The following is a 22,368-nucleotide window of genomic DNA, read 5'->3' as shown; positions in this document are numbered from 1 at the left end:
AAAAGGCTTAAAAAAGCGCAGCACACAACAGGGAGGAAGGACGATCTTGGCTACTATTTTACACATTACCGCTCATCCGCACGACCATCAAACTTCCTATAGTATGGCTGTAGGAAAAGCTTTTATCGACGCTTATAGAGAAGCCCACCCAAACGACGAAGTGATCCCACTCGATCTGTACAGCATATCCATACCGCACATCGATGCCGACGTGTTCAGCGGATGGGGCAAGCTGCGAGGCGGCCAAGATTTCTCAACGCTTAGCAAGGAGGAGCAGTCCAAGGTGGCCCGGCTGGGTGAATTGACCGACCAGTTCGTCGCCGCGGACAAATATGTTTTCGTAACGCCGATGTGGAACTTCTCCTACCCTCCGATTATGAAAGCTTATCTCGATTCGCTATGTACAGCCGGCAAAACGTTCAAATATACGGAGAATGGTCCTGTTGGCCTGCTCCCCGGCAAAAAATCGCTGCACATTCAAGCCCGAGGCGGCGTCTACACGGAAGGCCCGGCAGCAGCCATGGAAATGGGCCATCGTCATATCGGCGCCATCATGAGCTTCTTCGGAATTACCGATTTCCAAGGCCTTTTCGTAGAGGGCCATAATCAGTTCCCGGATAAGGCGCAGCAAATCAAAGAAGACGCGATCGCGCGCGCGAAGGAATTGGCGAAGAGCTTTTAACGTGAGTGTCCGAGCCTGTCTGACCTTCTCCCAAGAGTGGGTAAGCAATAAAAACGCCAAGGCCTGTTCCACCATGAGTGGGCAGGCCTTGTTTATATATGCAGGCAAACGACAGAGATAGGTGGTATAGGCTAGACATATACAGTCATCCCTCCCTAACGGACACAGCTGCCGCTATTTCTTATTTTTGGCTCCGAATTCAAATGTAACGGACTGTGGTGCCACTATTCTATCGATTTCCTCGAGTTTCGCACGATTTCTCGCCAAATAAGAGCACGTGAGTCCGTTACATCAGAAATTGCCCCTATATTCGAGGAATAACGGCTTTCCAGTCCGTTAGAGGACTCCAACTCGCGCCCAGTAACGTGTTATTTCTTACGTCCCCGATACTGCCCCGTCCGCAGCTCCAGAATATAAGCGTCTGCATCCGGCATCCCTTCCTCCTTCGCTTGCTGAACGGCAAGCTCAATGTCATAAGGAACGCGAATATGCTGCAGATTGAACACTCCGGCCTCCTTGCTATGGTAATCCCCTTCCAGCAGCACATAGGAAGCCTGCGTCATATCGAGCGGATTGCCGACGCTCCCCGTGTTGAACAGCATCCGGCCTTTTAGAATTTGCAAGAAAGCGTTATGCACATCGGCATAGCCGGCGACATCCGCCTCCCGCCGCTCATCGCAGGCTTCGGAGGACTCGAACATCGAGCTCCGGCTCTCCATGGAATCCCAAGGCTGAATGCGCTCATATACGCTTCTCGGCGAAGCATGAAACAGCCTTACGAATTTACCGCTCATCCAGAACTCGTAGCAGAACGGCAGCTCCTTCAAATAGGTCGTCCGTTCTTTCCCGAGCCTGTTCTGATGCCACAGCAAGACTGGATCCACAGTCGGATTGCCAATGAAATCATCCCAATTCCCCTTGATGACCACATCGCAGGTTTCCCGTACAAGATCCACAATACGCTCGGAATGCGGTCCCTTGCCGACGAGATCGCCAAGACAAAGAATTTGCGTGACGTTCCGACCCTGAATGTCGTTCATAACCGCTTCGTATGCAGGCATATTGCCATGGATATCTGAAATAAGGGCTAGTTTCTCCACCAAGCCGCACCTGCCTTTGACGTTTAAAATGGTTCCGCCGATGCCGCCCGGTCCAGACCCCGGTCCGCCCTCAGGACGAGGAACGGATGCAGCAGGTACAGGCCCGCCGCATACAGCAGCAAAGCGATATATACGGGAAGCAAATGAACGAAATCCGTGTATCCAATATGAAGATGAACCAGAAGCCCGGATGCAAAGCCCGGAATGCCTCCCCAGAGGAATGTCCGCCATAGCCAATCTTCGCCTTGGGCTACCCCCCAGAGCGCAGAGGCCGTGATCGCCACAGCCAGCGAAAACAACGCACCGCCAAAGCCGGCCCGATCATGCGCGATGAGCGGGATGAGACGCTCGTTCCAAGCGGCGAGTTCCTCCGCGGTCACGCCCAGAAAGGCCAAATCGGTCGGGACGAACACCGTCGTCACCCCGACGCAAGCAATCGTAAGGCCTCCCGCGGCGAGGCCGGCGCCCAGAATGACGAAGCAGCATTGCCCCCATTGGGCTCTGCGCCAAACGGCGTCATTATAAAGCCCAGGCGGCTTCCGCGAAGGAAGATCCTTCAGCCCCCGGATCGTCAGCAGGAGCATCGGCAGCAGAACCGCCGCCGCGACGGCATGCAGCGGATCGAAATAGCCGTAACCGAGATACAGGAAGAAAGAGGAGAAACCGACGGTGCACGAGGCTAACAGGGCCGTACGCGACCAATGGGAGCCGGTGCGCAGACCGTGCCTGGCCAACTGGTTATAGAAAATGCCGATGGACATCATCGTGCCGGCAAGTGTGATTCGGTCATGGGACATGAAATGTAGAAGATGCCCGTTCCACCTGTTGATGACACTGCGAGTGACGCCAAGGAAGCTTTCGTCATAGGGCAGAAGCACGGTGGTTAGCGCGACCAGCAGCGCCAGCACGCCGCCGATGATCATACCGGTGCCGAGCAGACTCATCCAGCCCCAATTCGCCCAAAAGGACGGTGGACTGGGCTCTTCCGTCTCCCGAATGCGCTCATACAGGATCGCTTCGTTAACCCGCTTCGGCAGCCCCGGCCCGGCGTACACCAGCCCGCTGTGCAGCTGGATGCCGTTCGCGCCGGCGGCCAGCAGCTCCAGCGCATCCTGCGGCTGGCTCACCGCTCCCGCCGCAATAATCGTGTGCGCCCCCGCCGCGCGGAGCTCGCGCACCAGATCCAGCTGCGCGCGCAGCACCTCACGGCCGCCGACGCACACGCGGCGCCCGCCCGCCGGCAGCGCTTCGCCGGCGACAACCCCGCTCCAGCTCGCCAGCTGGGCGGCGATCATCCGCAGCGTCCCTTCGGGCAGCCGCGGCGGCACAACCAGCAGCGCCGGCCTGCCGGCCGCTGCCGCTAACAGGCGTACCTCGCGGAGGTACGCCACAGCTTCTTCCGGCGGCCAGCCTTCGGCGAGGCCGTCGATGTAGAAGCCCGCCGCGTACGGCGCCAGCTTCTCCAGCAGCTCCTGCTGCTGAAGCAGCGCTTCGCGCGGCGAGCTGCCCGGCATCGGCCGCAGCCGCACGAAGTGCGGCAGGCGATGCCCCGTGCCCTTGCGCAGACGCGCAGCGACTGCGTCCGCGCCATCGTTGGCATAGCCATCAGGGTACACGATGGCTTCTTGGTCCGACGCGCGCTCGATCGGCGCGTCGCAGCGCACCTCGCGCACCGTGACGGGACCGAGCTCGATGAAGCCGATCCCGAACTGCGCGAGCGCCTGGTGCGCCGTCCCGTGCGGATCCAGCGCCCCGGATAAGCCGACGGGGCACGAGACGCGTACACCGGCGAGCTCATCCTGCAGCTCGGGCCGCAGCTCGACATGGCCCATCGTGCGGATCACGAAGGTGCCCCCCGGCAAGCGGCTGAGGCCGCCCATCGCTTGTAAAGTCAAATTCCTGGCCAGCTTGGCAGGCATACGGAACAGCAAGGGCCTAAATATCGAATGATAAGACCAGTCAGGCATCCACGCTCACCTGTCTTTTATAAGGATATGGAAATTTCTACATTCTAGTATACCGCGAAACGGTCTCGGATGGATACAGACACAGATTGTTGTCTTTTGGTGTGATTATAATCACAATCCGCTCACCCGTCTTTTATTATACTTTGCTCATAAACACCAAAACTTACTGAAATGAGGCGTGTCCTTATGTTAAATCAACTTACAATTGCCATCATTAAATCCACGATTCCCGTCTTGGAAGTTCATGGAACAGCCATTACGAAACGGTTCTATGAAATGCTCTTTACTTCTCATCCCGAGCTGCTGAACATATTCAACCATGCCAACCAGAAGCAAGGCAGGCAGCAGACGGCGCTGGCGAATGCCGTATACGCGGCCGCCCTGCATATCGACCGGCTTGAGGCGATCCTGCCTGTGGTGAAACAGATTGCCCATAAACATCGCAGCCTTGGCGTGAAGCCGGAGCATTACCCGATTGTCGGCCAGCATCTGCTTGCCGCCATCCAAGATGTGCTTGGCGATGCCGCTACGCCTGAAATCCTGGGAGCCTGGGGCGAAGCCTACGGCGTCATTGCCGATGCCTTCATCGGCATGGAAGCGGATATGTATCACTCGGCTGAGGCACAAGGCGGCGGCTGGAAAGATTTCAAACGATTCCGCATCGCCCGCAAGGTGGAGGAAAGCGATGTGATTACTTCCTTTTATCTAATGCCGGAAGACGGGGCGGTTCTCCCTGCCTTTGAACCCGGTCAGTACGTGAGCGTCAAATTGGAGATCCCGGGGGAAGAATATACGCATATTCGTCAGTACAGCTTGTCCGATGCTCCCGGCAAGCCTTATTACCGGATTTCGGTGAAACGGGAAGACAGCCTGGCAGACCGCCCCGGAGGGAAAGTGTCGGTGTACTTGCATGAAGCGATGAAGGAAGGCGATGCGCTGCTGCTCTCCGCGCCGGCCGGAGATTTCACGCTGGACCAAACGGACACCCGGCCGGTCGTCCTGATCAGCGGAGGCGTCGGCCTTACGCCGATGGTCAGCATGCTGAATACATTAGTGAAGGCCGGCTCGAACCGTCCCATCACCTTTATTCATGCGGCGCAAAACAGCCATCACCACGCTTTCAAAGCGCACGTGAAGCAGCTGGCCTCGGAGCGCCCTTCGCTGAGCGCGTACTGGTGTTACAATCAGCCGACGGAGGCGGACCGTGCCGCTAACGCTTATCACAAAGAGGGGTATATCGATCTCAATTGGCTGCAAAGCATTGTGCCCGCGCGCGAGGCAAGCTTCTATTTCTGCGGTCCCGTTCCGTTCATGAAAGGCGTCAACAGCGCTTTGCGGGATTGGGGAGTTCCGGATGGGGATCGGCATTACGAATTTTTCGGTCCTGCCGGTACGCTATAGGTTCAACGACTGTTCACGCAAGAGGCGGTTCACGGTCTCCCGCCGCAGCCCGACCAGTTGGCCGATCTCTTCCTGCGTCAATATATCGGTCAGAACGGTGTCGCCGAGATAGGTGCGCACCCAGTTCTCCAGCTTTTTCAGCTTGCCCGCAGGAGTGACTTCCGCCAGCTGGTCGATGCGCTGCTGCATCATCCGGAGCTTGTCCTGCAGCTGCTGGGCAATGACTCTGAACTTCTCCGGGTTCATCTCCAAATCCCGGTACCAAGCTTCGGCAGGGATCGTTTCTACTTCACAAGACACAAGAGCCACCGCCGTCCCATGGTACGGCTTGGGACTGATCAGCGAATGATGCGGGATCGTTTCATCCGGCACGATAATGTTAACGAGCGTAGCGTGGCCGTCCTCGTGAACGCGGACAATTTTGAGCAGCCCGCTCTTTAACCGGAACAGACCTCCCGTTTCACCTTGCCGGAATAGTGTCTCTCCTTTATGCAGCTTCATACGCAAGTCTCCTTTATGAGAAAAAAGCGACAGCAGGTTCATGCTGGTCGCTTTTTTTCGTTTTAAAGTTCTTTCTTCATCGCGGCGGTTGCTGTCTTGGCCCGGAGATCTTCAAGAACCATAGTGATTCTTGTCACGACCGGCACCTGCTCCATCTTCCCGATCAGCCACACAGATACCATCAGACCGAGCAGCGAGACGAAAACGGCCGCCGGCAATGCCCAGATCGAAGTCGGGTGAGCGAAAAAAGGGACGAAGGAAACGGCCAGTATCGGAGCCGCGTTCCATTTGAAAAGCTGGATAAGGGAAATCGTAACAATTGCCGTCAGGAAAAAGGAGACAGCTCCGTGGCTGATCGCGTACATGACACTGCCGATCGTAACGGCAATAATAGCTCCGATCGTTATTCGGCCGACATCTTTAAATTGATCCACACGATGCATGAACAGGAAGCTGAACGCACCGAGTGTCGGATAAAATACCATCTTCATTGATGGATAATGATAGGACGCCCAATAAGCTCCCATCAGGTAACAGCAAATGATGATTGAACGCAGAAGCATCGTTGGTTCCCGTCCTTTATATGTAAGTAATAAGATAGCCTTTCTTATTTTACATAACATATGAACGGAAGGTCAATTCGAAATTTCCTGTTAATTACTGTCTACGGAAACCGTTGTGGAGGCAAAAAACTTCGCAACCGCGAAGGAAGACGCCCCGAGCACGGTCGAACGGTCGCTCAGCTTCGAGAACTCCACGTTCAGCAGCTTGCGCGGAAGAGGCAGGGAACGCTTCTCGAGCAGATCCTGCAAAGGCTTCATGAGCCATTTCTCCGCTCCGGCCAAACGGCCCCCGAGAATGATGAACTCGGGATTGTAGCCGTTGATAATATTCACTACGCCGACGCCGAGGTAATAGCCCAGCCGCTCGAAGAGCGCAATGGCCGTCTTGTCCCCCGCTTCCGCCCTGGCGAGCAGCGTGTCCAGCTGGGCCGGCTCGCCCAGCTCCCTTCGCGCCTGCTCCAGCAGCGCATGCTCGGACGCGTACAGCTCCCAACAGCCCAAGCTGCCGCAGCGGCACTTCGGCCCGTCATGTTGGATCGAGATGTGCCCGATCTCGCCGGCAAAGCCCGTTGCGCCGCGGTACAGCTCGCCTTTGATGATGATTCCGGCACCGATCCCGATGCCGATGGAGATATACACCAGATTCGTCGTCTCTGTCCCCGCGCCGAACTGTTTCTCGCCGACAGCGCCTGCGTTCGCTTCGTTGTCGATCACGACGGGAATATGGAACGTATCCTCGATGAGCTTCTGGAGCGGCACGTTCTCCCAGCTCAGGTTCGGCGCGAAGAGCAGATTGCCTTCCTCGTCACATATTCCGGGCACCCCGATGCCGATGCCGATGATCCCATAGGCGCTCTCAGGCGCGCTGTCGATCAGCTCGCGGATCGTCCGCTTGAGCAGTTGAATGACCGCTTCGGCGGAGGCGTTGTCATGCAAGGCTCGCTTCTCGCTCACGACCTTGCCGTTCAAGTCCGTCAGCACCGCCAGAATGTCGTGCACCCCCAGATCGACCCCAATCGCATAGCCGGCCGTCCCATTGAACAGAAGCATCATCGGCTTGCGTCCGCCGCTCGACTCGCCTGCGCCGATTTCCTCGACAAGGCTGCTTTCGATCAGCTCATTCACAAGACTCGAAACGGTCGCCTTCGTGAGTCCTGTCATTTCTGCGATGCGCGCCCGAGAGATGGGCGAGTCCGTCCGAATATGATGGAGTACGATCGATTTATTAATTTTTTTCACTAGATTCAAATCGCCGGTTTGTTTCATCCAATAGCCCCCACACTGCTCCAATTACTATATTTCTATATGTTTGCCCTGATTCTATCACGAAAGAACGCAGCATGCACGAACTAAGTTTGTTTAATGAATTTACAAACTTATCGAATGATGCTATGATGACTTCAGAGGCAATTAATAATCCATTTTGGAGGCTGAATGCATGAGCTACTTTGAGAACGTCCAACAAGTTAAGTACGAGGGCCGCACATCCACGAACCCGCTGGCTTTTAAATTTTATAACCCTGACCAAGTGATTCTAGGCAAAACAATGCGTGAGCATATGCGCTTTGCAATCGCTTACTGGCACTCCTTCTCCGCTAACGGCGCAGATCCGTTCGGCAGTGGTACGATGGTACGCGACTGGGATCAATACTCCGGTATGGAGCTGGCCAAAGCGCGTGTTGAAGCTTGCTTCGAGCTGCTGCACATTCTGGATGTCGACTACTTCGCTTTCCACGACCGCGACATCGCGCCTGAAGGCGACACGCTGCAAGAGACGAACCGCAACCTGGACGAAATCGTTGCGCTGATCAAAGACAACATGCAAGCATCCGGCAAAAAATTGCTGTGGAACACAGCGAACATGTTCACGAATCCGCGTTTCGTACACGGTGCGGCTACAACGAATAATGCCGATGTTTTCGCTTATGCTGCGGCACAAGTGAAGAAAGCTCTTGACCATGCCAAAGAGCTTGGTTCCGAGAACTATGTTTTCTGGGGCGGCCGTGAAGGCTATGAAACACTGCTCAACACCGACCTTGGCCTGGAGCTTGACAACCTTGCCCGCTTCCTGCACATGGCTGTTGATTATGCCAAAGAAATCGGCTATACAGGCCAATTCCTGATCGAGCCTAAGCCGAAAGAGCCTTCCAAGCACCAATATGACTTCGATGCGGCAACAACGCTTGCTTTCTTGCAGAAATACGACCTGCTTCCATATTTCAAATTGAACCTGGAAGCTAACCATGCTACGCTGGCCGGCCACACGTTCGAGCACGAGCTTCGTGTTGCGCGTATCAACGGTGTGCTGGGCTCCATCGATGCGAACCAAGGCGACCTGCTGCTCGGCTGGGACACCGACGAATTCCCGACAGACCTGTACTCGACGACAATGGCGATGTACGAGATTCTGCTTAATGAAGGCGGAATCGGCAGCGGCGGCGTGAACTTCGACGCGAAAGTTCGCCGCACGTCCTTCGAGCCGATCGATGTGGTGTACGCTCATATCGCCGGTATGGATTCCTTCGCACGCGGCCTGCAGGTTGCGGCCAAATTGATCGAAGACCGCGTATTTGACAACATTCTCGACACGCGCTACGCTTCCTTCAAGTCCGGCATCGGCGCGGATATCGTATCTGGTAAAGCGGATTTCAAATCGCTCGAAGCTTACGCGCTTGCCAACAACAACATCGTGAACCAATCGGGCCGCCTGGAATTGATCAAGGCTACGGTTAACCAATACCTGATTAACGCTTAATGAACATCAAGCGGGGCTGAGGAGATATCCTTGGTCCCGCTTTTCTATGTCCCCCTTGACGCATGGGGACTAAGATGTCTCCCCTGCCGCGCTCTTCCCTTCGCGGAAGAACCACCGGTTAAAGACGAGAGACAAACCAAGCGTCACCAGGATGCTGGCAAATGTCCAATACCAGCTCCACGAGTGATAGTCGATCAACTCCGTATTTTTTTCAAGTATGATTTCGACCACTGTAATGGCCGCCGGAAAGGCGAGCACGAAGAGCAGGCGTGTCCACTTTGTTTTCATCACAGGATAGTAAATATTCAAATAAACGGCAATCGCCGGGTAGGCGATGAATTCGAAGGTCAAGCTGGAATAATTGCGCTTCAGCTCTCTGACCGGATAGTCCAGCCAATTATTTTGCACAACGATAAGTCCCAGAATCCAGCAAATAAACTGTTGAAAAAGAAAAGCAACCTGCGCTTTACGGCGGTGGCGTTTGGGCACCAAGAGCAGACCTGTCAAGGCGATCGCCCACACGGCCAAGAGGATGCTATATTCGATCTTATTATTCATAGCCTGCTGGCTGCCCTTCCTTCCGGATCTCTTTCTTGAAAAAATAAGAAGCATAGCTTCTTACGGCATTTATTACAAGCCATACAACAAGGATGTGAGCATAAATATTGAAATGAACATAGTTCAATATCTCTGTGTAGCTGGAAACGAAAGCCAAGTAAACACCAATCGCCAGCACGATGCGTAAATGATAAAGAAACCTGACGGAAGCAGGCTTCTGCGCGGGGTAGTAGATAGAGAACAACGTCGATAAGAGCGGCAACAGCAAATAATTATTCGTAAAATTGCTTTGGGTAGCCGCCGGGAATTCACGGATCGGGTTTTCAATGAAGCGCCATTCCACGAACAGCAAACTCATGACCCACGTAATCATTTGGGTGAAAAGGAACAGCAGGACGGCTTCCCGGATCCGATGCCTCGGGATCATGAGCGGTATGAGCAGAAGACAGACCGCCCATACGGCGATCAATACAACTCGTTCCACTGTCATAGCACCCAACCTTTCTTACAAATATGTCCTATTGACCAATATGCCCCAAATACTTCCATTTATCCGCCGGAAATCGAAACATGTGCTTGCTACAGCTCTTCAAACGTTTTATCTACCGGCTGCAAGGCGGCATCGTCATTGTTGTCGCGAACCGTTTTTTGCAGCACGAACGAAGACATGGTCAGAAACAATGCGGTAACCGCGTAATAGCCTTTAACGGAAAGCAGCTGCTCCAAGTTAATGATGCCGATGAACATCCCCAGCAGCGCGAGTGCGAAGGAACTCCAGGCCATGAAGGTGAAAGCCGACGTGTTCCGTTTGCGCGCATCGAAGCTGTCTTCCAGATTATCGCGAATCACCTTTTGCAGCACGAACGCCGACATGGTCAGGAATAAAGCGCACACGGCGAAATAGCCTTTGACGCTGAGTGACTCATCCAACGTATAGATCCCGATAAACATCGCCAGAAATGCACCGATAAAGGATGCCCATGCCATAAAAGTGAAAGCTGCTGTATTGCGTTTCCGAATTGTCATCATCTTCGTCCTCCTGCGGCTGCTTGCTGCAGCCTCTGTAGTATCTTGCTATTGATACTTATTATAGGAGAACACCTTCATTCCAAATAGTACTATTTACCAATAGTACCTGGTCATAAGCCTTTAATCGCAAACCGCCACGCCGAGCGCCATATGCTCCCAGAAAGTCATTTGGATGTACTTGGCTTCCTCTTTGGTACAGTTGACGAGAACGATGACTTCCGTTTTTTTGCCCGGCGCCGCGAACTTTTCGCCTTTTCTCTTTTTGTGCAGGACATCGATGACGAAGCCTAATAGGAAGCCGACAACGGCGCCGATCAGCCCCCATAGTATGGCTCCGCCTTTCAAGACAAAGCCATACGTCGACCCGATCACCGTGAACGCCGTGGCCATCGCGACACCGGCATCGAACAGGCTGACACCATCCGAATTGTGAATCGTATCAAACATCTTCGGCTTCGTCGGCCGCTCCTGCAGCGGCACCGCATAAATATTTTCCTTCAGAATACCTTCCTCTTCAATAGCGGTAATCGCCATCTCCAAATAGATCGAATGTTCAAATGACGCTATGACATGCATAGGGTCCTCCTCACTCTCGCTGCGATGAATTAGGAAATGCAAAACGGGGGTGTTGGTATTCGTTCTTCAGCATCACGGCCTGCTCATGGTCAAAAAGCCGGTTATATTCCACCGTATGTACATAGGCATCATAGAGGGCAAAACCGTATATGGACGGTAAGAATAAAGCCCACTTCATGCTAAGCACATGACCCGCCTGCGATAAATCCCAGTACAGCAGGTAATGAATCCCCTGCAGCAAATGCGACCAGTAAGAAACGACAATCCAATTCCCCAGCACGAAAAAAGCGTTAATGATGCGATGGGTATACAGCTGGCCCATCCCGGGCATCAGCAACGACCAGGCAATCGCGAGCCAAGGCGAACGCTTATCGAGGTAATTGATTTCCATACCGGATATCGTGAACGTATCAATCGGGGCATTTTCTCGTTTCGCCAAAATATATTGGTGATTCATATCGATGGAAGTGCGATAGCTGTCATAGATGGAGAATAAATAAACAGGCGCGTAGAACGACATCCATTTGATGTCGAGCACCTCATTGCCTTTATCGAATTGGCCTGTAAACGTGTACACCATGGCTTCATTCAAATGCATCTGGCTATTGATCAGCATTTCCCAGCCAATAAGCATGAAGCCGCGGAAGTATTTGGACAGGAGCAAATGGCCAAAGCCGGGAAAAGCCGCGGACCACCAGGCAATGATAAACGGATTGCGCTTATGCAGCTGAGTGGTGCCTAACAGGCTGACGAAAGCAATTTGTCTGCGGGGTTTCTGTGGCATGTACAGCATCCTTATGAAGAATAAGTTTCCAGTTATTCTATTATCTTCATTGGACGTCAAGATATGCATCGACTTTGCATCCATCAGCTTGCCTTCCGCATACGCCATTTTGTTTGGGAGTAGACATACACCCATTGTGTACTTCTCGAATATGGTAAAGAAAAAAGTAGGCTCGGATACGGTTCCTTGCTTACGATAAGAAAGTGAGGAATTCCTATGCAAATCCACGTTGTCCAGAAGGGACAGACGTTGTATCGCATTTCGCAAACGTATGGCGTATCCGTGGATACGATTGCCGACGCCAATGAGATGACACCGAGCCAAACGCTGGTGATCGGACAGGCATTGGTTATTCCCATTGTAGGCTCGTACTATTGGGTACAGCCCGGGGATAACCTCTATGCGATAGCCAGGAAGTTAGGACTCGATCTCCATGAGCTTGCATCCATCAATAGCCTTTCGTTGAATCAAACGCTGCCTGTCGGGTTCCGGCTCTATATCCCGCCTGCTCCGCGTAAACAAGCTGAAGTGAATGCCTATCTGGAGCCGAGAGGCAATGAAGTGTCACCTGTCTTGATCCAAGCCTCCAGAGAAGCCTCTCCGCATCTCACATACTTAGCGCCCTTCTCCTTCCGCATTCAACGAGACGGCACCCTGCAAGCGCCGCCGCTGGACGATCTGCGGGGCATCGCTGCGCAGCATGGGACCACCCTGATGATGGTCGTCACCAATCTCGAGAAAGACCAATTCAGCGCCGAACTCGGCCACATTATTCTCACGGATCAGACGGTACAGAACCGCCTGCTCGAGACCATCCTAACCACGGCGAAGGAGCTTGGCTTCAAAGATATCCATTTCGATATCGAACATCTGTATCCGACCGATCGGGATGCCTACAATCGCTTCCTGCGGAAAGCGGCCGATCAGATTCATCAGCAGGGCTACCTGATGTCTACGGCGCTTGCGCCCAAGACCAGTGCCGCTCAAGCGGGCGAGTGGTACTCCGCACACGACTATAGGGCGCACGGCCAGATCTCCGACTTCGTCGTCATCATGACGTATGAATGGGGCTATAGCGGCGGTCCGCCGATGGCCGTCTCCCCGATCGGCCCCGTGCGCAAAGTGCTGGAATATGCCGTGAGCGAAATGCCGGCCTCCAAAATCATGATGGGCCAGAACCTGTACGGCTACGACTGGACCCTGCCCTTCGTCAAAGGCGGCCCTTTCGCCAAAGCGGTCTCGCCGCAAGCCGCTATTGATTTGGCACGCAAATACAACGCCCAAATCTTATATGACTATACGGCCCAAGCTCCGCATTTCAATTATTGGGACGACGCCGGCAAGGAGCATACAGTCTGGTTCGAGGACGCCCGTTCCATTCAAGCGAAGTTCCGTCTGCTGAAGGAGCTTGGCTTGCGAGGCATCAGCTACTGGAAGCTGGGGTTGAAGTTCCCGCAAAATTGGCTGCTGCTTGAGGAGAATTTCCAGATCGTCAAGCGGGGATAACGAGGGCTTATAGACACGCCGAAAAACCGTCAGGGATACTCTCCCTGACGGTTTCGTTATTTAGTCCTCCCACTGCTCCAGCATGTCAATAATTTGATGCTGCCCCGATGGAGCCCAGCTCATGCTGACCCAGTTCGGGATCAGACGAGGCTCCCGGCTTTGCGTTCCGCCGGCGGCCTGCCGCCATTGCGCCCCCTTCAGCAAGCGGCGGTCCGCCTCCGCATTGTCGCACACCAACAAGTAGTCCGTCTCGAGGGATGTCAGGCTCTCCAGCGCAACTTCCTTGATCCTTCGGTCCCGCGGCACGCAGCTGCCGGGCTGCAGCCCCAGCTCCGCGTACAGGAGATCGTTCAGCGGATGATCGACTTTCCCTTGGACGCGAACGTTCCCGTTATGCATCAGCCGGATCAGCGAAATCGTCTTAATACCGATCGTGTGAGACAGGCGTTCTCTCGCCAAGCTCACTCTGTCCGCAAGCTGAAGGCAGTTAGACCTGGCCTCCGCTTCTCTGCCGACCAATTCGGCAAGCTGCATATATCCCTTCCGCCAGTCCATGCTGAGACGCAGGACAACCGTTGGGGCAATCTGCCTCAGCCGCTCATAGAGCGACAGGTGTCTGGCATCGGCGACGATAACATCCGGACCGAATTCCCGCATTTGCTCCAGTTGAAGCTCCACAACCCGCTCGTCCTCTCCCGTTTGGATGCTTAGATATCCGTTCAGCTCAAAGGCATCCTCTACGCCCAGAGAAAGCAAACAATCTTTGTACCGGAAACAGGAAGCGGATGCCACCTTCAATTGCCTCCTCTTGACATAGAGCGTTGGCGGCAAGCCCACCGTCTTCTTGAACATCCGGGAGAAATAGAACTCGCTGCCCATACCCACGGCGCTTGCGGCAGCTTTGACCGAGCAGCCAGGCTGTTCCAGCAGCCGCTTGGCGTAATCGATGCGGATCCGGTTGAGATATTTAACCGGAGACATCTTCTTCGCTTTCTTGAAGCTCCTCGAATACGAGGTAGGCGTAAGACCTACGAGATCCGACAAGGTCTCGAGCTTGATCTTTTCTCTATAATGCTTATGCATGTAGCTTAGAGTCCTGTCAATGCCGACGGCTTCTCCGCTTACATGCTGTGCACCTAGCTGCTCCTTCAGCTCGTAGAGCAGCCCCTGCAAGCGCATCTGCAGCCCGGCACCGGCCGCCCGGCCGTCTCTGCTTTCCTCGTACAGACGCTTAATGCCCTCTAACATCGGCTTCATCATGACAGCATTCAGTCTGCCCGGCGGTTTGGCCGTCTGCGGCGAGCAGCTCCAGCCCCCTTGGCGTCTGGCCACGGCTAACTCACGGACGGCTAGGAGATATACTTCCAACGTGTCGGACTCCTGCAGCACGTCGAATGTCTGACCCGGCATCAGCCATATGCACATCCCCGGCTTGACGGGAGCCGTTAGCTGTCCGGCATAGAGATGCCCTGCGCCCTGCGCCACCACGACAAGCAGCTCACCGGGACTTGTCCTGGTGAGCATAATATTCCGCTTATCATACCGACGCTTATGAATGGAAGAGAAATACACGAAATCAAATTCGGATCCAGAAGCCGGAAGCATGCACAACTTCCCCCTTTTCAAGTCGGAGAGTGAGAATCATTATCATACAAATTAACTATATATGTTCGCTCTCGACTTGAAAAGGTGTTTGGGTAATTATTTATCAATAATCGTCAGCAGCTCCTCTGCAGGCGTGCGCTTCTGTACGGGAGGAATGGTGGCAGGATAGCCGATATGCAGCACACCGACGATTTTCTCATCGGATTGAATGCCGATCGCTTCGCGGAAGCTCGCCACATAATTGTAATGATTCGTTTTCCATACGACGCCGAGGCCTTGTTCCCAAGCTGCAAGCTGGAAGTTCTGAATGAGCGCGGATGCAGCTGCATAGTCTTCATCCCACTGCTTTTGGCGGGTATCCTCCTTCAGAACCACAACCAGATGAACGGGTACCTCCAGGAAATATTCGCGCTTGCGCTTCCCATACTTCTCGCGCTCCTCGCCCGAGTAGGTCTCGAGCATCGCATCGGCCAGCGCTGCCCGCCCCTCTCCTTTGTACAACACAAAGCGCCAAGGCTGTCTGTTCTCATGATTCGGTGCCCAGATCGCTACATTCAGCAGCTCCAGCAGCAATTCGTCGGATACCGCATCTTCTTTGAACGTTCGGATCGTTCTTCTTTCTTGGATGATCTTAGCGATTGAACCCGCTTGGATCGTTTTTGATTCAGATATACTCATTTGGATTGCTCCTCTCATGAATTCCTTCTGGCATACAACAAATAAATAAAGAAAGGCGCACCGATGGCAGAAGTGAATACCCCGACCGGAATATCAAGCGGAAGGAACAGCGTGCGCCCTACAAGATCCGCCAGCATGACAAGCGTGCCGCCGAGTAAGGCAGCGACAGGCAGCACATTCTCGAAGCTGGAGCCAACCAGCTTCCGGGCCATATGCGGCGCAATCAGACCGACGAATCCGACGCCGCCCGCTACGGATACGGCCGAGCCGGCCAGCGCCACGCTGATCAGCAGCAGGATCAGGCGGTTTCGTTCCACCGCACTGCCGGCACTTGCTGCAAGATCATCCCCCAGCTGCCCGATATTCACATGCCGGGCCATGAGGAAGGTAAGCGGAAGCAGCACCATCGTCCAGGGCAGTACCGTGAGGACATTCTCCCAGTTCGAGGCATAGACTGAGCCCGTCAGCCACAGATACACTTGAGCCGGGTCATTCGTCGGACTGAACACGATCATCATCGTTGTCGCAGCCGACATCAAGGCGGCCATGCCGACGCCGACCAGCACGAGCCGGACCGGCGTGATTCCTTTCTTCCAGGCGAGCGTATAGAGAACGATGGATACAACCGCCGCCCCCAGCATCGCCGCAACCGGCAGCCAGCGGATGCTGAGGGTGCCGAGGAAATACGTCAGAAATGTCACCGCACCGACGGAAGCTCCGCCTGTGACGCCCATAATATCCGGCGAAGACAGCGGGTTGCGAATAATACCTTGCAGAATCGCCCCGGCCGCCGCCAAGGACGCCCCGACCAACAGAGCTACGATAATGCGGGGAAGGCGGATTTTCTGAATCACCATGGCGTGATCGTCCGCTCCCACACCGAAGATGCTGCGAATGACATCGAGCGGAGAAATAACGATTTCCCCGAGCCCTGTGCTGATAATCGCGACGATCAGGCATGCTGCGAGCAGGATGAACGTCATGCGGAACGATTTCCGGTGCACCAGGAAAGAGAACGCTCCGCTTTTGGAACGAACCGTATGATAAAGCTTCATGCTTTGGACAGCCCCTTCCGCGCGATGTAGATGAAGAAAGGGACGCCGATGATTGCGGTCATAACCCCCACCGGCATTTCCTCCGGGATTGCAATGAACCGTGCGCCCAAGTCCGCCAGCATCAGCAGAATCGCGCCGAGCACCGCACAATACGGAATGACCCACCGGTGATCCGTACCGCCGAAGAACCGCGATATATGAGGGATTACAATGCCGATGAAACCGATCGGACCTGCTACCGAGACCGAACATCCGGCCAGTATAACAATGAAAATACCGGCTAGCGATTTGATAAGAACCATCTTTTGCCCTAAGCCTTTGGCCGCTTCCTCCCCCATCTGCAGCAAATTCATGTCCTTGGACAGCAGCCAGGCGGCGGCCCCCGCGACGGCCATATACGGCAGAACCGTCATGAGGAATTCGGGAGAGCGGCCGGCGACCGTGCCCGTCAGCCAGAAGAGTACGGTGCCGATCCCCTGCTGATTCAATACGAGGACGGCCTGGGTGAAGGAGGCGAACAGCGCACTCATCGCAGAGCCGGCCAGCACGATCTTAAGTGGTGTCAGACCGTCCCTCCCGATCGAGCCCAGCATATAGACCGTGACGGCCCCCAGCGCCGCTCCGATAAACGCGATCCACATCAGCACCTGCAGCGATGAAACGGAGAACGTAACCGCCGCCAGCACGACCAGGAAGGACGCGCCCGCATTTACCCCCAATACGCTTGGCGATGCCAGCGGATTGCGGGTGAGCGTCTGCATTAGAGCACCGGCGATCGCCAAGCTGGCTCCGACGGCGGATGCTATGCAAGCCCTCGGCAGTCTTGTCGTGCGCAAAATAATTTGCTCATTCACATTCTCGTCATAGTGAACAATCGACGACCACGCCATCGCCCACTCGTACCGGGTAGCGCCATACAGAATGCTCGCGACGAAGCAGCCGAGCATAATAAGAACGAAAACCAGCAGCCAGCCGGCTCTCCATAAGCTCGTTTTAGTAAGGTTCATCTTGAGAGTCTCCCCATGCTCATAAAGGAATGAACGATCTCGTATCGTTCATTCCTTTATGCATTTCATTATTTAATCTCGAAGTATTTGTAGAGGTCGGCCAACATGGATTGAGCCGCCATCGAGCCTCCCGCCAAGTTCCACGTAATGGAGTCGACTTTGAAGTACTTGCCGTTCTTGACACCCTTCAGATTTTTCCAAAGCGGGTGCGAGGTCCAATCGTTTTGGGATTTCTCGACGGACGGCTCTCCCGCATTCAGTCTCGTAATGTCGAAAATGTAATCCCCGTCCAGCTGCGGCATTTGCTCCTTGGTCGTCAAATTCAGAACCGCCTTGCCCGGCTCCAGAATTTGCGCTTTCGGACGCGCAAGCCCTAATTCTTTGAAAATGGTGCCGGCAAAGCCCGTTGCGTAGAAGCGCGCGCTGCCGTCTCTCTCAAAGCGGACGATCGAGACTTCCGTCTTCCCTATCTTGTCGCCTGCCTTTTGCTTGAACTCAGCAACCTTCTTATCCCAATCGGCGAGGATTTTGTCGCCTTCTTCCTTCTTGTACAGCGCGTCGGCGGCATACTTCAAATTCGCTTTCCAGTCGAAAATTTCTTCCGTCATAATGGTTGGCGCGATGCTGCTGAGCTGCGGGTAAATTTTCTCATGACGGGGTTTCGTCCCGATAATCAGATCCGGCTTGAGCGCGATGATCGCCTCGACGTTCGGCTGCGTCTCTTCTCCAAGATCCTTTACCCCTTCCATTTTGGTGCGGAGATAGTTGTACCATGGCTTCTCTTCCCAGGACTGCACGGAGCCTACCGGCTTCACGCCCAGGTGGACGGTAATGTCCGTCATACCGTTGAAAAGAACGACGACGCGCTCAGGCTTCTTCTTCAGTGTGACGGTGCCCATCGCATGCTTGATCGTTTTCTCTCCCGCGTCCGTCTGTGGTGCGGCGCTTGCTGCCGGGGCGGCAGGGCTGCTGCTTGCGCTTCCGGTCGTTGTCGTTGACGATGTGCCGCAGGCCGATAGTGCAAGCGTCAACACCATGGCAAGCATCAATTGTAAAACTCTCATTTGTTTCTTCCTCCTTATGCAGCATGCAAACACAGGTGATGAGCGAGTCATCTCTATTTGAATGCGAATGCTGGACCCTTTTTAATTGATAATAATTATCAGTCTCATTATAAGGGTCGGATTTTGGATTTGTACATATCCGATCTTATCCGTTTTAATGACTGATTTTATCCTCTGGCTGGCAGGGGGAGGCAGGGCACTGAGTGATCATCGCCAAGAGCGGGGGATTGGGGCGGGATCGGGATGGAATCCGGCTGCAATGAGCAAATAACGGCGATGGTGTCCGTTATCGAGGAATAAGGGCTCCTGTGTCCGTTGGCGCGGCGGGGGGCCCGCTAATCTTCGTGACGTCTGCTCGGGGAGCCAACTTATCATTCTAACGGACTCAGCAGCCGTTATTCGCGTGAAAAGCATCCCGCGCCCTTTCTAACGGACACAGCAGACCCTATTTGCCGAATTCGGGGTCGAAATCCGGCAAAATCGGGCAAATAACGGCGCTGGTGTCCGTTACATCGCCAAAAAGGCCCTTATTCATCGAATAAGGGCTTCTGTGTCCGTTAGCGCGGTGGGGAATCGCCGACGCTCGTCTGCTCGCTTCCACTCTTTGTCTCGTTACCCGCCTCCCGTCTGTTGTTCCACACTTCATCTCGTTACTATTCTCTCTTTGCACCGCTCTCCCTCATCCTCATCCTCATCCTCCTCCACTCTCCTCGTCCTCCTCCGTTCTCCCTCACTCTCCTCCATCCTCCGCTCCCCGCCTAACAGGCTGCCTTCCAAGCGCGGCCACTCAGGGGGAGCCCCCTTTCACCTCCGGTTAATTTCATGTAAATAATGTGGCAGCTATTCATTTCGGATTCGCAGAAACCGATATATTATCAGTTCCATAATTTTCATGTCAACTTAAGAGGACGGTATCGGAGGGATATTAACGTGAAGTTTAGGCACAGCAAGTGGTTTTCCTTGGTATTCATTTTTATTTTAGCCGCACAAACCTTAGCCGCAGGAAGCGCCCTCGCCGCTGAGGAAATTTCCAAACTCGTCCTGAACAAGAATGAGCTTGCACTGCAAGTTGGCGATACGGCGAATCTGACAGCTACCGCTATATTCGTCAGCGGCGCTACCGAGAACGCAACGGTCAAGACAGACTGGAATTCGGGAACGCCTGACGTGGCCTCCGTCTACGCCGGCGTAGTAACGGCCAAGAAAGAAGGCAAAGCCGTTATTACAGCCACCTACATGGGCAAAACGGAAATCGTCAACGTAACCGTCAGCAAGAAGGTCAAATCGTTAACAACGGACAAACGTTCGCTCGATCTGCGCCTGAATGCATCCGAACAGCTTCAAATCAACGCTTACTACGATGACGGCACATCCGAGGATGTGACGAGCAAAGCGGATTACACGGTAGATACAAGCTCCATCGTGACAGTGACCAACGGTCTGGTGAAGGGGCAAAATCCCGGAAGCGCTAAGATCACAGTGAAATATATGAATCAATCTCTGACAATTGAGGTTGATGTCGAGGTTGTGAGAAGGATTGACGCTGAGAAGTCCAGCCTGTCCTTGCTGCTGAACGGCACCGAGGATATCAAAATTATGGCCACTTACCCGAACGGCGACATTGCCGACGTGTCGGATAAGGTCGTATGGACAACGGACAAAGCCAATGTGGCTGACGCCATCAAAGGGAAAGTCACGGGCTACAGCGTCGGAACGGCTAACCTGACGGCAACGTACGGCACCAAGTCTACGACGGTGACCGTTGATGTCGACAGCACCTTGAAGCTGGAGTTAAGCAAGCAAAGCATTCTTTTGAAGAGAAATGCCACAGGCGAATTGAAGCTGACCGCTACTTACGCCGACGGCAAGACGGAAGACATCACGGACCGCGCCGAATGGGCATCCAGCGATGAAGACGTCGTCCAAGTCACGAAGGGCAAGCTCTCCGCCATCGCCATGGGCGAAGCGAAGGTTTACGCCAAATATGGGGAGAAAGAGGTTGCCGCGAATGTAGACGTTGAAGTTCCACGCCGTCTCGTTGTCGATACGGATCTGGTTGCTATGCAAGCCGGACAGGAGCAGCAGCTTACTCTGCACGCCACTTATGCCGATGGTACGAGCGCCGACGTTACGGATAGCGCCGAGTGGAGCGTAGACGAAGAGAACGTGGCATTCGTCACCAAAGGGAAGATCACCTCCTACAAAGCCGGCATCGCGACGGTTACGGCAGCATACGGCGGCAAAAAGACGACGACCAAAGTCGAGGTCGATGTGCCGACGATCATCAAAGCAAGCAAGAAAATCGTCAACCTGCAAATCGGCGGCACGGATAAAGTGACATTGACAGCGTCCTTCAAAGATGGAAGAGAAGTCGATGTCACGAGCAAAGCCGAATGGACAACCAGCTCCAGAGATATTGCCGAAGCCCGCAGCGGAGATATCACCGGCCTTGCGACCGGCGCGGCAACCATCACCGCGAAGTACGGCACGCGCACGGCGGTCATTCAAGTTTCCGTAGGGGTATTGAAAAGCTTGACCGTCAGCGAAGAGAAGCTCGTGATGAAGAAGGGCGATACCGTTACATTGACTGCGGAAGCTCTCTACACCGACGATACGAAGAAAGACGTTTCCTCGGACGTCATCTGGACGAGCAGCAACGTCAAAGCCGTCACTGTGGACGGCGGGAAAGTGAAAGCTGTGGCTTCAGGTGAATCCACACTGACAGCTCAGCTGGACAGCAAAACGGTCACCATTCCGGTTCAAGTGGATATGGCCAGCGATCTTTCCGCGAGTGTTGTGAATCTCGTTTTCGACCTGAATGAGACGCGTTCCGTCGTGCTGACGGCTACGGATTCCTCCGGCGCTTCGCGTAATGTCACCAATGAGGCCGAATGGAAGACGAGCAACGGCGCTATTGCCGCCGTGTCCAAAGGGGTCGTAACCCCGGTATCCCGCGGGAAAGCGACCATCACAGCTACCTATGGCGGCAAGAGCGTATCGATTCCGGTGGAAATCGGCGTCGTTGCCGGACTGGTTGCAGACAAGACCTACATCGTCACCAAAAGAGGCGAGCAAGTTCAAGTGAAATTGACGGCGACGTTATCCGACGGGACAACCAAGGATGTAACCGAAGCAGCGACATGGAAAGTGAACGCCTATAAATTGGGGACGGTTACGAACGGACTTTTCACCCCGACAGCTTCGGGCAAAACCACGATCACCGGTTCCTTCGGCGGCAAAATGGTCGCGATCCCGGTGGACATCGATTCCTTGAAATATTTGAAAACGGATGTCGTTAAAGTCGAGCTGAAAGAAGGCAGTACAGCCAAGGTCGAGGCTCTGGCCACTTACACGGACGGATCGGAAGAGGATGTAACCAAGCCTGCCTTGTGGACATCGTCCAATATCATGATCGCTGACGTGAAGGACGGCATCATTAAAGCCACAGGCAAAGGAACCGCCAGAATTACAGTGACGTATTCCAACATGAGAACGACCGTTCAAGTGACGGTTACCAAATAAGCAGTCTATTATAGG

21 protein-coding genes and 1 pseudogene are annotated in these 22,368 nt (G+C 54.2%); 5 read left to right on the top strand and 17 right to left on the bottom strand.

Translation table 11 applies throughout. The features are described from left to right. Nucleotides 1–46 precede the first annotated feature (46 nt). Nucleotides 47–682 (top strand): FMN-dependent NADH-azoreductase, encoded by a 636-nt coding sequence (locus tag PUT07_RS28255; RefSeq protein ID WP_274472128.1) that lies wholly within the window; start codon nt 47–49, stop codon nt 680–682. A 368-nt stretch (nt 683–1,050) separates the two neighbouring features. On the opposite strand, the gene PUT07_RS28250 is transcribed toward PUT07_RS28255, so the two are convergent. Continuing rightward, nucleotides 1,051–1,782 (bottom strand): metallophosphoesterase family protein, encoded by a 732-nt coding sequence (locus PUT07_RS28250; protein WP_274472127.1) that lies wholly within the window; start codon nt 1,780–1,782, stop codon nt 1,051–1,053. Between the two features lie 23 nt (nt 1,783–1,805). Then, nucleotides 1,806–3,296, bottom strand: coding sequence for a hypothetical protein (locus tag PUT07_RS28245; RefSeq protein ID WP_274472126.1), 1,491 nt, complete (start codon nt 3,294–3,296; stop codon nt 1,806–1,808). 624 nt (nt 3,297–3,920) lie between these two features. On the opposite strand from PUT07_RS28245, the gene hmpA reads away from it, so the two are divergent. Continuing rightward, nucleotides 3,921–5,150, top strand: coding sequence for an NO-inducible flavohemoprotein (gene hmpA, locus PUT07_RS28240; RefSeq protein WP_338000779.1), 1,230 nt, complete (start codon nt 3,921–3,923; stop codon nt 5,148–5,150). On the opposite strand, the gene PUT07_RS28235 is transcribed toward hmpA, so the two are convergent. From PUT07_RS28235 to PUT07_RS28225, 3 genes are all read right to left on the bottom strand, one after another. Further along, nucleotides 5,145–5,651, bottom strand: a complete 507-nt coding sequence (locus tag PUT07_RS28235; protein WP_274472124.1) for a Crp/Fnr family transcriptional regulator — start codon at nt 5,649–5,651, stop codon at nt 5,145–5,147. The two genes, hmpA and PUT07_RS28235, sit on opposite strands and share 6 nt — an antisense overlap. Nucleotides 5,652–5,713: 62 nt before the next feature. Then, nucleotides 5,714–6,214, bottom strand: a complete 501-nt coding sequence (locus PUT07_RS28230; protein WP_274472123.1) for a hypothetical protein — start codon at nt 6,212–6,214, stop codon at nt 5,714–5,716. 90 nt (nt 6,215–6,304) lie between these two features. Further along, on the bottom strand, nt 6,305–7,480 hold the full coding sequence (locus PUT07_RS28225) for an ROK family transcriptional regulator (protein ID WP_274472122.1): 1,176 nt from the start codon (nt 7,478–7,480) through the stop codon (nt 6,305–6,307). 172 nt (nt 7,481–7,652) lie between these two features. Here PUT07_RS28225 and xylA point away from each other — a divergent pair, with 172 nt between their 5' ends. After that, nucleotides 7,653–8,969 (top strand): xylose isomerase, encoded by a 1,317-nt coding sequence (gene xylA / locus PUT07_RS28220; RefSeq protein ID WP_274472121.1) that lies wholly within the window; start codon nt 7,653–7,655, stop codon nt 8,967–8,969. Between the two features lie 69 nt (nt 8,970–9,038). On the opposite strand, the gene PUT07_RS28215 is transcribed toward xylA, so the two are convergent. The 6 genes and pseudogenes from PUT07_RS28215 to PUT07_RS28190 all read right to left on the bottom strand — a co-directional run bounded on the left by PUT07_RS28215 (nt 9,039) and on the right by PUT07_RS28190 (nt 11,916). Beyond that, on the bottom strand, nt 9,039–9,527 hold the full coding sequence (locus PUT07_RS28215) for a CBO0543 family protein (protein ID WP_274472120.1): 489 nt from the start codon (nt 9,525–9,527) through the stop codon (nt 9,039–9,041). Then, the gene (locus tag PUT07_RS28210; protein WP_274472119.1) at nt 9,520–10,017 is read right to left on the bottom strand and encodes a CBO0543 family protein; all 498 of its coding nucleotides are present in this window, start codon (nt 10,015–10,017) and stop codon (nt 9,520–9,522) included. Before PUT07_RS28210 ends, PUT07_RS28215 begins: the two co-directional genes overlap by 8 nt. An 89-nt stretch (nt 10,018–10,106) precedes the next feature. After that, nucleotides 10,107–10,310 (bottom strand): YiaA/YiaB family inner membrane protein, encoded by a 204-nt coding sequence (locus tag PUT07_RS28205; RefSeq protein WP_274472284.1) that lies wholly within the window; start codon nt 10,308–10,310, stop codon nt 10,107–10,109. Between the two features lie 39 nt (nt 10,311–10,349). After that, nucleotides 10,350–10,547, bottom strand: a pseudogene (locus tag PUT07_RS28200) (YiaA/YiaB family inner membrane protein); the annotation flags it as partial. A 129-nt stretch (nt 10,548–10,676) separates the two neighbouring features. Further along, nucleotides 10,677–11,132, bottom strand: coding sequence for a hypothetical protein (locus tag PUT07_RS28195; protein ID WP_274472118.1), 456 nt, complete (start codon nt 11,130–11,132; stop codon nt 10,677–10,679). 10 nt (nt 11,133–11,142) lie between these two features. Then, entirely contained in the window at nt 11,143–11,916 is a 774-nt protein-coding gene (locus PUT07_RS28190; protein ID WP_274472117.1) for a hypothetical protein, read from the bottom strand. 216 nt (nt 11,917–12,132) lie between these two features. On the opposite strand from PUT07_RS28190, the gene PUT07_RS28185 reads away from it, so the two are divergent. Continuing rightward, the gene (locus tag PUT07_RS28185) at nt 12,133–13,422 is read left to right on the top strand and encodes a glycoside hydrolase family 18 protein (protein ID WP_274472116.1); all 1,290 of its coding nucleotides are present in this window, start codon (nt 12,133–12,135) and stop codon (nt 13,420–13,422) included. A gap of 60 nt (nt 13,423–13,482) precedes the next feature. Here PUT07_RS28185 and PUT07_RS28180 read toward each other — a convergent pair whose 3' ends face one another. From PUT07_RS28180 to PUT07_RS28155, 6 genes are all read right to left on the bottom strand, one after another. Next, nucleotides 13,483–15,027 (bottom strand): AraC family transcriptional regulator, encoded by a 1,545-nt coding sequence (locus PUT07_RS28180; RefSeq protein WP_274472115.1) that lies wholly within the window; start codon nt 15,025–15,027, stop codon nt 13,483–13,485. A 96-nt stretch (nt 15,028–15,123) separates the two neighbouring features. Continuing rightward, a complete protein-coding gene (locus tag PUT07_RS28175; protein ID WP_274472114.1) occupies nt 15,124–15,705 on the bottom strand; it encodes a nitroreductase family protein in 582 nt (193 codons plus the stop codon). 14 nt (nt 15,706–15,719) lie between these two features. Beyond that, nucleotides 15,720–16,760: a FecCD family ABC transporter permease gene (locus PUT07_RS28170; RefSeq protein WP_274472113.1), complete on the bottom strand. Its 1,041-nt coding sequence runs from the start codon at nt 16,758–16,760 to the stop codon at nt 15,720–15,722. Next, complete coding sequence (locus PUT07_RS28165) at nt 16,757–17,767, bottom strand: FecCD family ABC transporter permease (protein ID WP_274472112.1); 1,011 nt, start codon at nt 17,765–17,767, stop codon at nt 16,757–16,759. The genes PUT07_RS28170 and PUT07_RS28165 overlap by 4 nt, the downstream gene beginning before the upstream one ends. 68 nt (nt 17,768–17,835) lie before the next feature. Then, nucleotides 17,836–18,831, bottom strand: a complete 996-nt coding sequence (locus PUT07_RS28160; protein ID WP_274472111.1) for an ABC transporter substrate-binding protein — start codon at nt 18,829–18,831, stop codon at nt 17,836–17,838. 445 nt (nt 18,832–19,276) lie between these two features. Beyond that, on the bottom strand, nt 19,277–19,501 hold the full coding sequence (locus PUT07_RS28155) for a hypothetical protein (RefSeq protein WP_274472110.1): 225 nt from the start codon (nt 19,499–19,501) through the stop codon (nt 19,277–19,279). A 260-nt stretch (nt 19,502–19,761) separates the two neighbouring features. Here PUT07_RS28155 and PUT07_RS28150 point away from each other — a divergent pair, with 260 nt between their 5' ends. Beyond that, complete coding sequence (locus PUT07_RS28150) at nt 19,762–22,353, top strand: Ig-like domain-containing protein (protein ID WP_274472109.1); 2,592 nt, start codon at nt 19,762–19,764, stop codon at nt 22,351–22,353. The last annotated feature ends 15 nt before the right edge of the window (nt 22,354–22,368 follow it).

Origin of the sequence: Paenibacillus sp. MAHUQ-63, assembly GCF_028765165.1 — a bacterium.
GTDB lineage: Bacteria > Bacillota > Bacilli > Paenibacillales > NBRC-103111 > Paenibacillus_E.
The sequence above is the reverse complement of the archived record's forward strand: the minus strand, read 5'-3'. Positions and strand labels throughout refer to the sequence as shown.

Coding starts and splice junctions, on each gene's coding strand:
- PUT07_RS28245 (WP_274472126.1), bottom strand. CDS start 3,296: ATGCCGGGCAGCTCGCCGCGCGAAGCGCTGCTTCAGCAGCAGGAGCTG.
- PUT07_RS28185 (WP_274472116.1), top strand. CDS start 12,133: ATGCAAATCCACGTTGTCCAGAAGGGACAGACGTTGTATCGCATTTCG.
- PUT07_RS28190 (WP_274472117.1), bottom strand. CDS start 11,916: ATGCCACAGAAACCCCGCAGACAAATTGCTTTCGTCAGCCTGTTAGGC.
- PUT07_RS28175 (WP_274472114.1), bottom strand. CDS start 15,705: ATGAGTATATCTGAATCAAAAACGATCCAAGCGGGTTCAATCGCTAAG.
- PUT07_RS28225 (WP_274472122.1), bottom strand. CDS start 7,480: ATGAAACAAACCGGCGATTTGAATCTAGTGAAAAAAATTAATAAATCG.
- PUT07_RS28170 (WP_274472113.1), bottom strand. CDS start 16,760: ATGAAGCTTTATCATACGGTTCGTTCCAAAAGCGGAGCGTTCTCTTTC.
- PUT07_RS28160 (WP_274472111.1), bottom strand. CDS start 18,831: ATGAGAGTTTTACAATTGATGCTTGCCATGGTGTTGACGCTTGCACTA.
- PUT07_RS28195 (WP_274472118.1), bottom strand. CDS start 11,132: ATGCATGTCATAGCGTCATTTGAACATTCGATCTATTTGGAGATGGCG.
- PUT07_RS28235 (WP_274472124.1), bottom strand. CDS start 5,651: ATGAAGCTGCATAAAGGAGAGACACTATTCCGGCAAGGTGAAACGGGA.
- PUT07_RS28165 (WP_274472112.1), bottom strand. CDS start 17,767: ATGAACCTTACTAAAACGAGCTTATGGAGAGCCGGCTGGCTGCTGGTT.
- PUT07_RS28230 (WP_274472123.1), bottom strand. CDS start 6,214: ATGCTTCTGCGTTCAATCATCATTTGCTGTTACCTGATGGGAGCTTAT.
- PUT07_RS28210 (WP_274472119.1), bottom strand. CDS start 10,017: ATGACAGTGGAACGAGTTGTATTGATCGCCGTATGGGCGGTCTGTCTT.
- PUT07_RS28215 (WP_274472120.1), bottom strand. CDS start 9,527: ATGAATAATAAGATCGAATATAGCATCCTCTTGGCCGTGTGGGCGATC.
- hmpA (WP_338000779.1), top strand. CDS start 3,921: ATGAGGCGTGTCCTTATGTTAAATCAACTTACAATTGCCATCATTAAA.
- PUT07_RS28205 (WP_274472284.1), bottom strand. CDS start 10,310: ATGGCCTGGAGTTCCTTCGCACTCGCGCTGCTGGGGATGTTCATCGGC.
- PUT07_RS28180 (WP_274472115.1), bottom strand. CDS start 15,027: ATGCTTCCGGCTTCTGGATCCGAATTTGATTTCGTGTATTTCTCTTCC.
- xylA (WP_274472121.1), top strand. CDS start 7,653: ATGAGCTACTTTGAGAACGTCCAACAAGTTAAGTACGAGGGCCGCACA.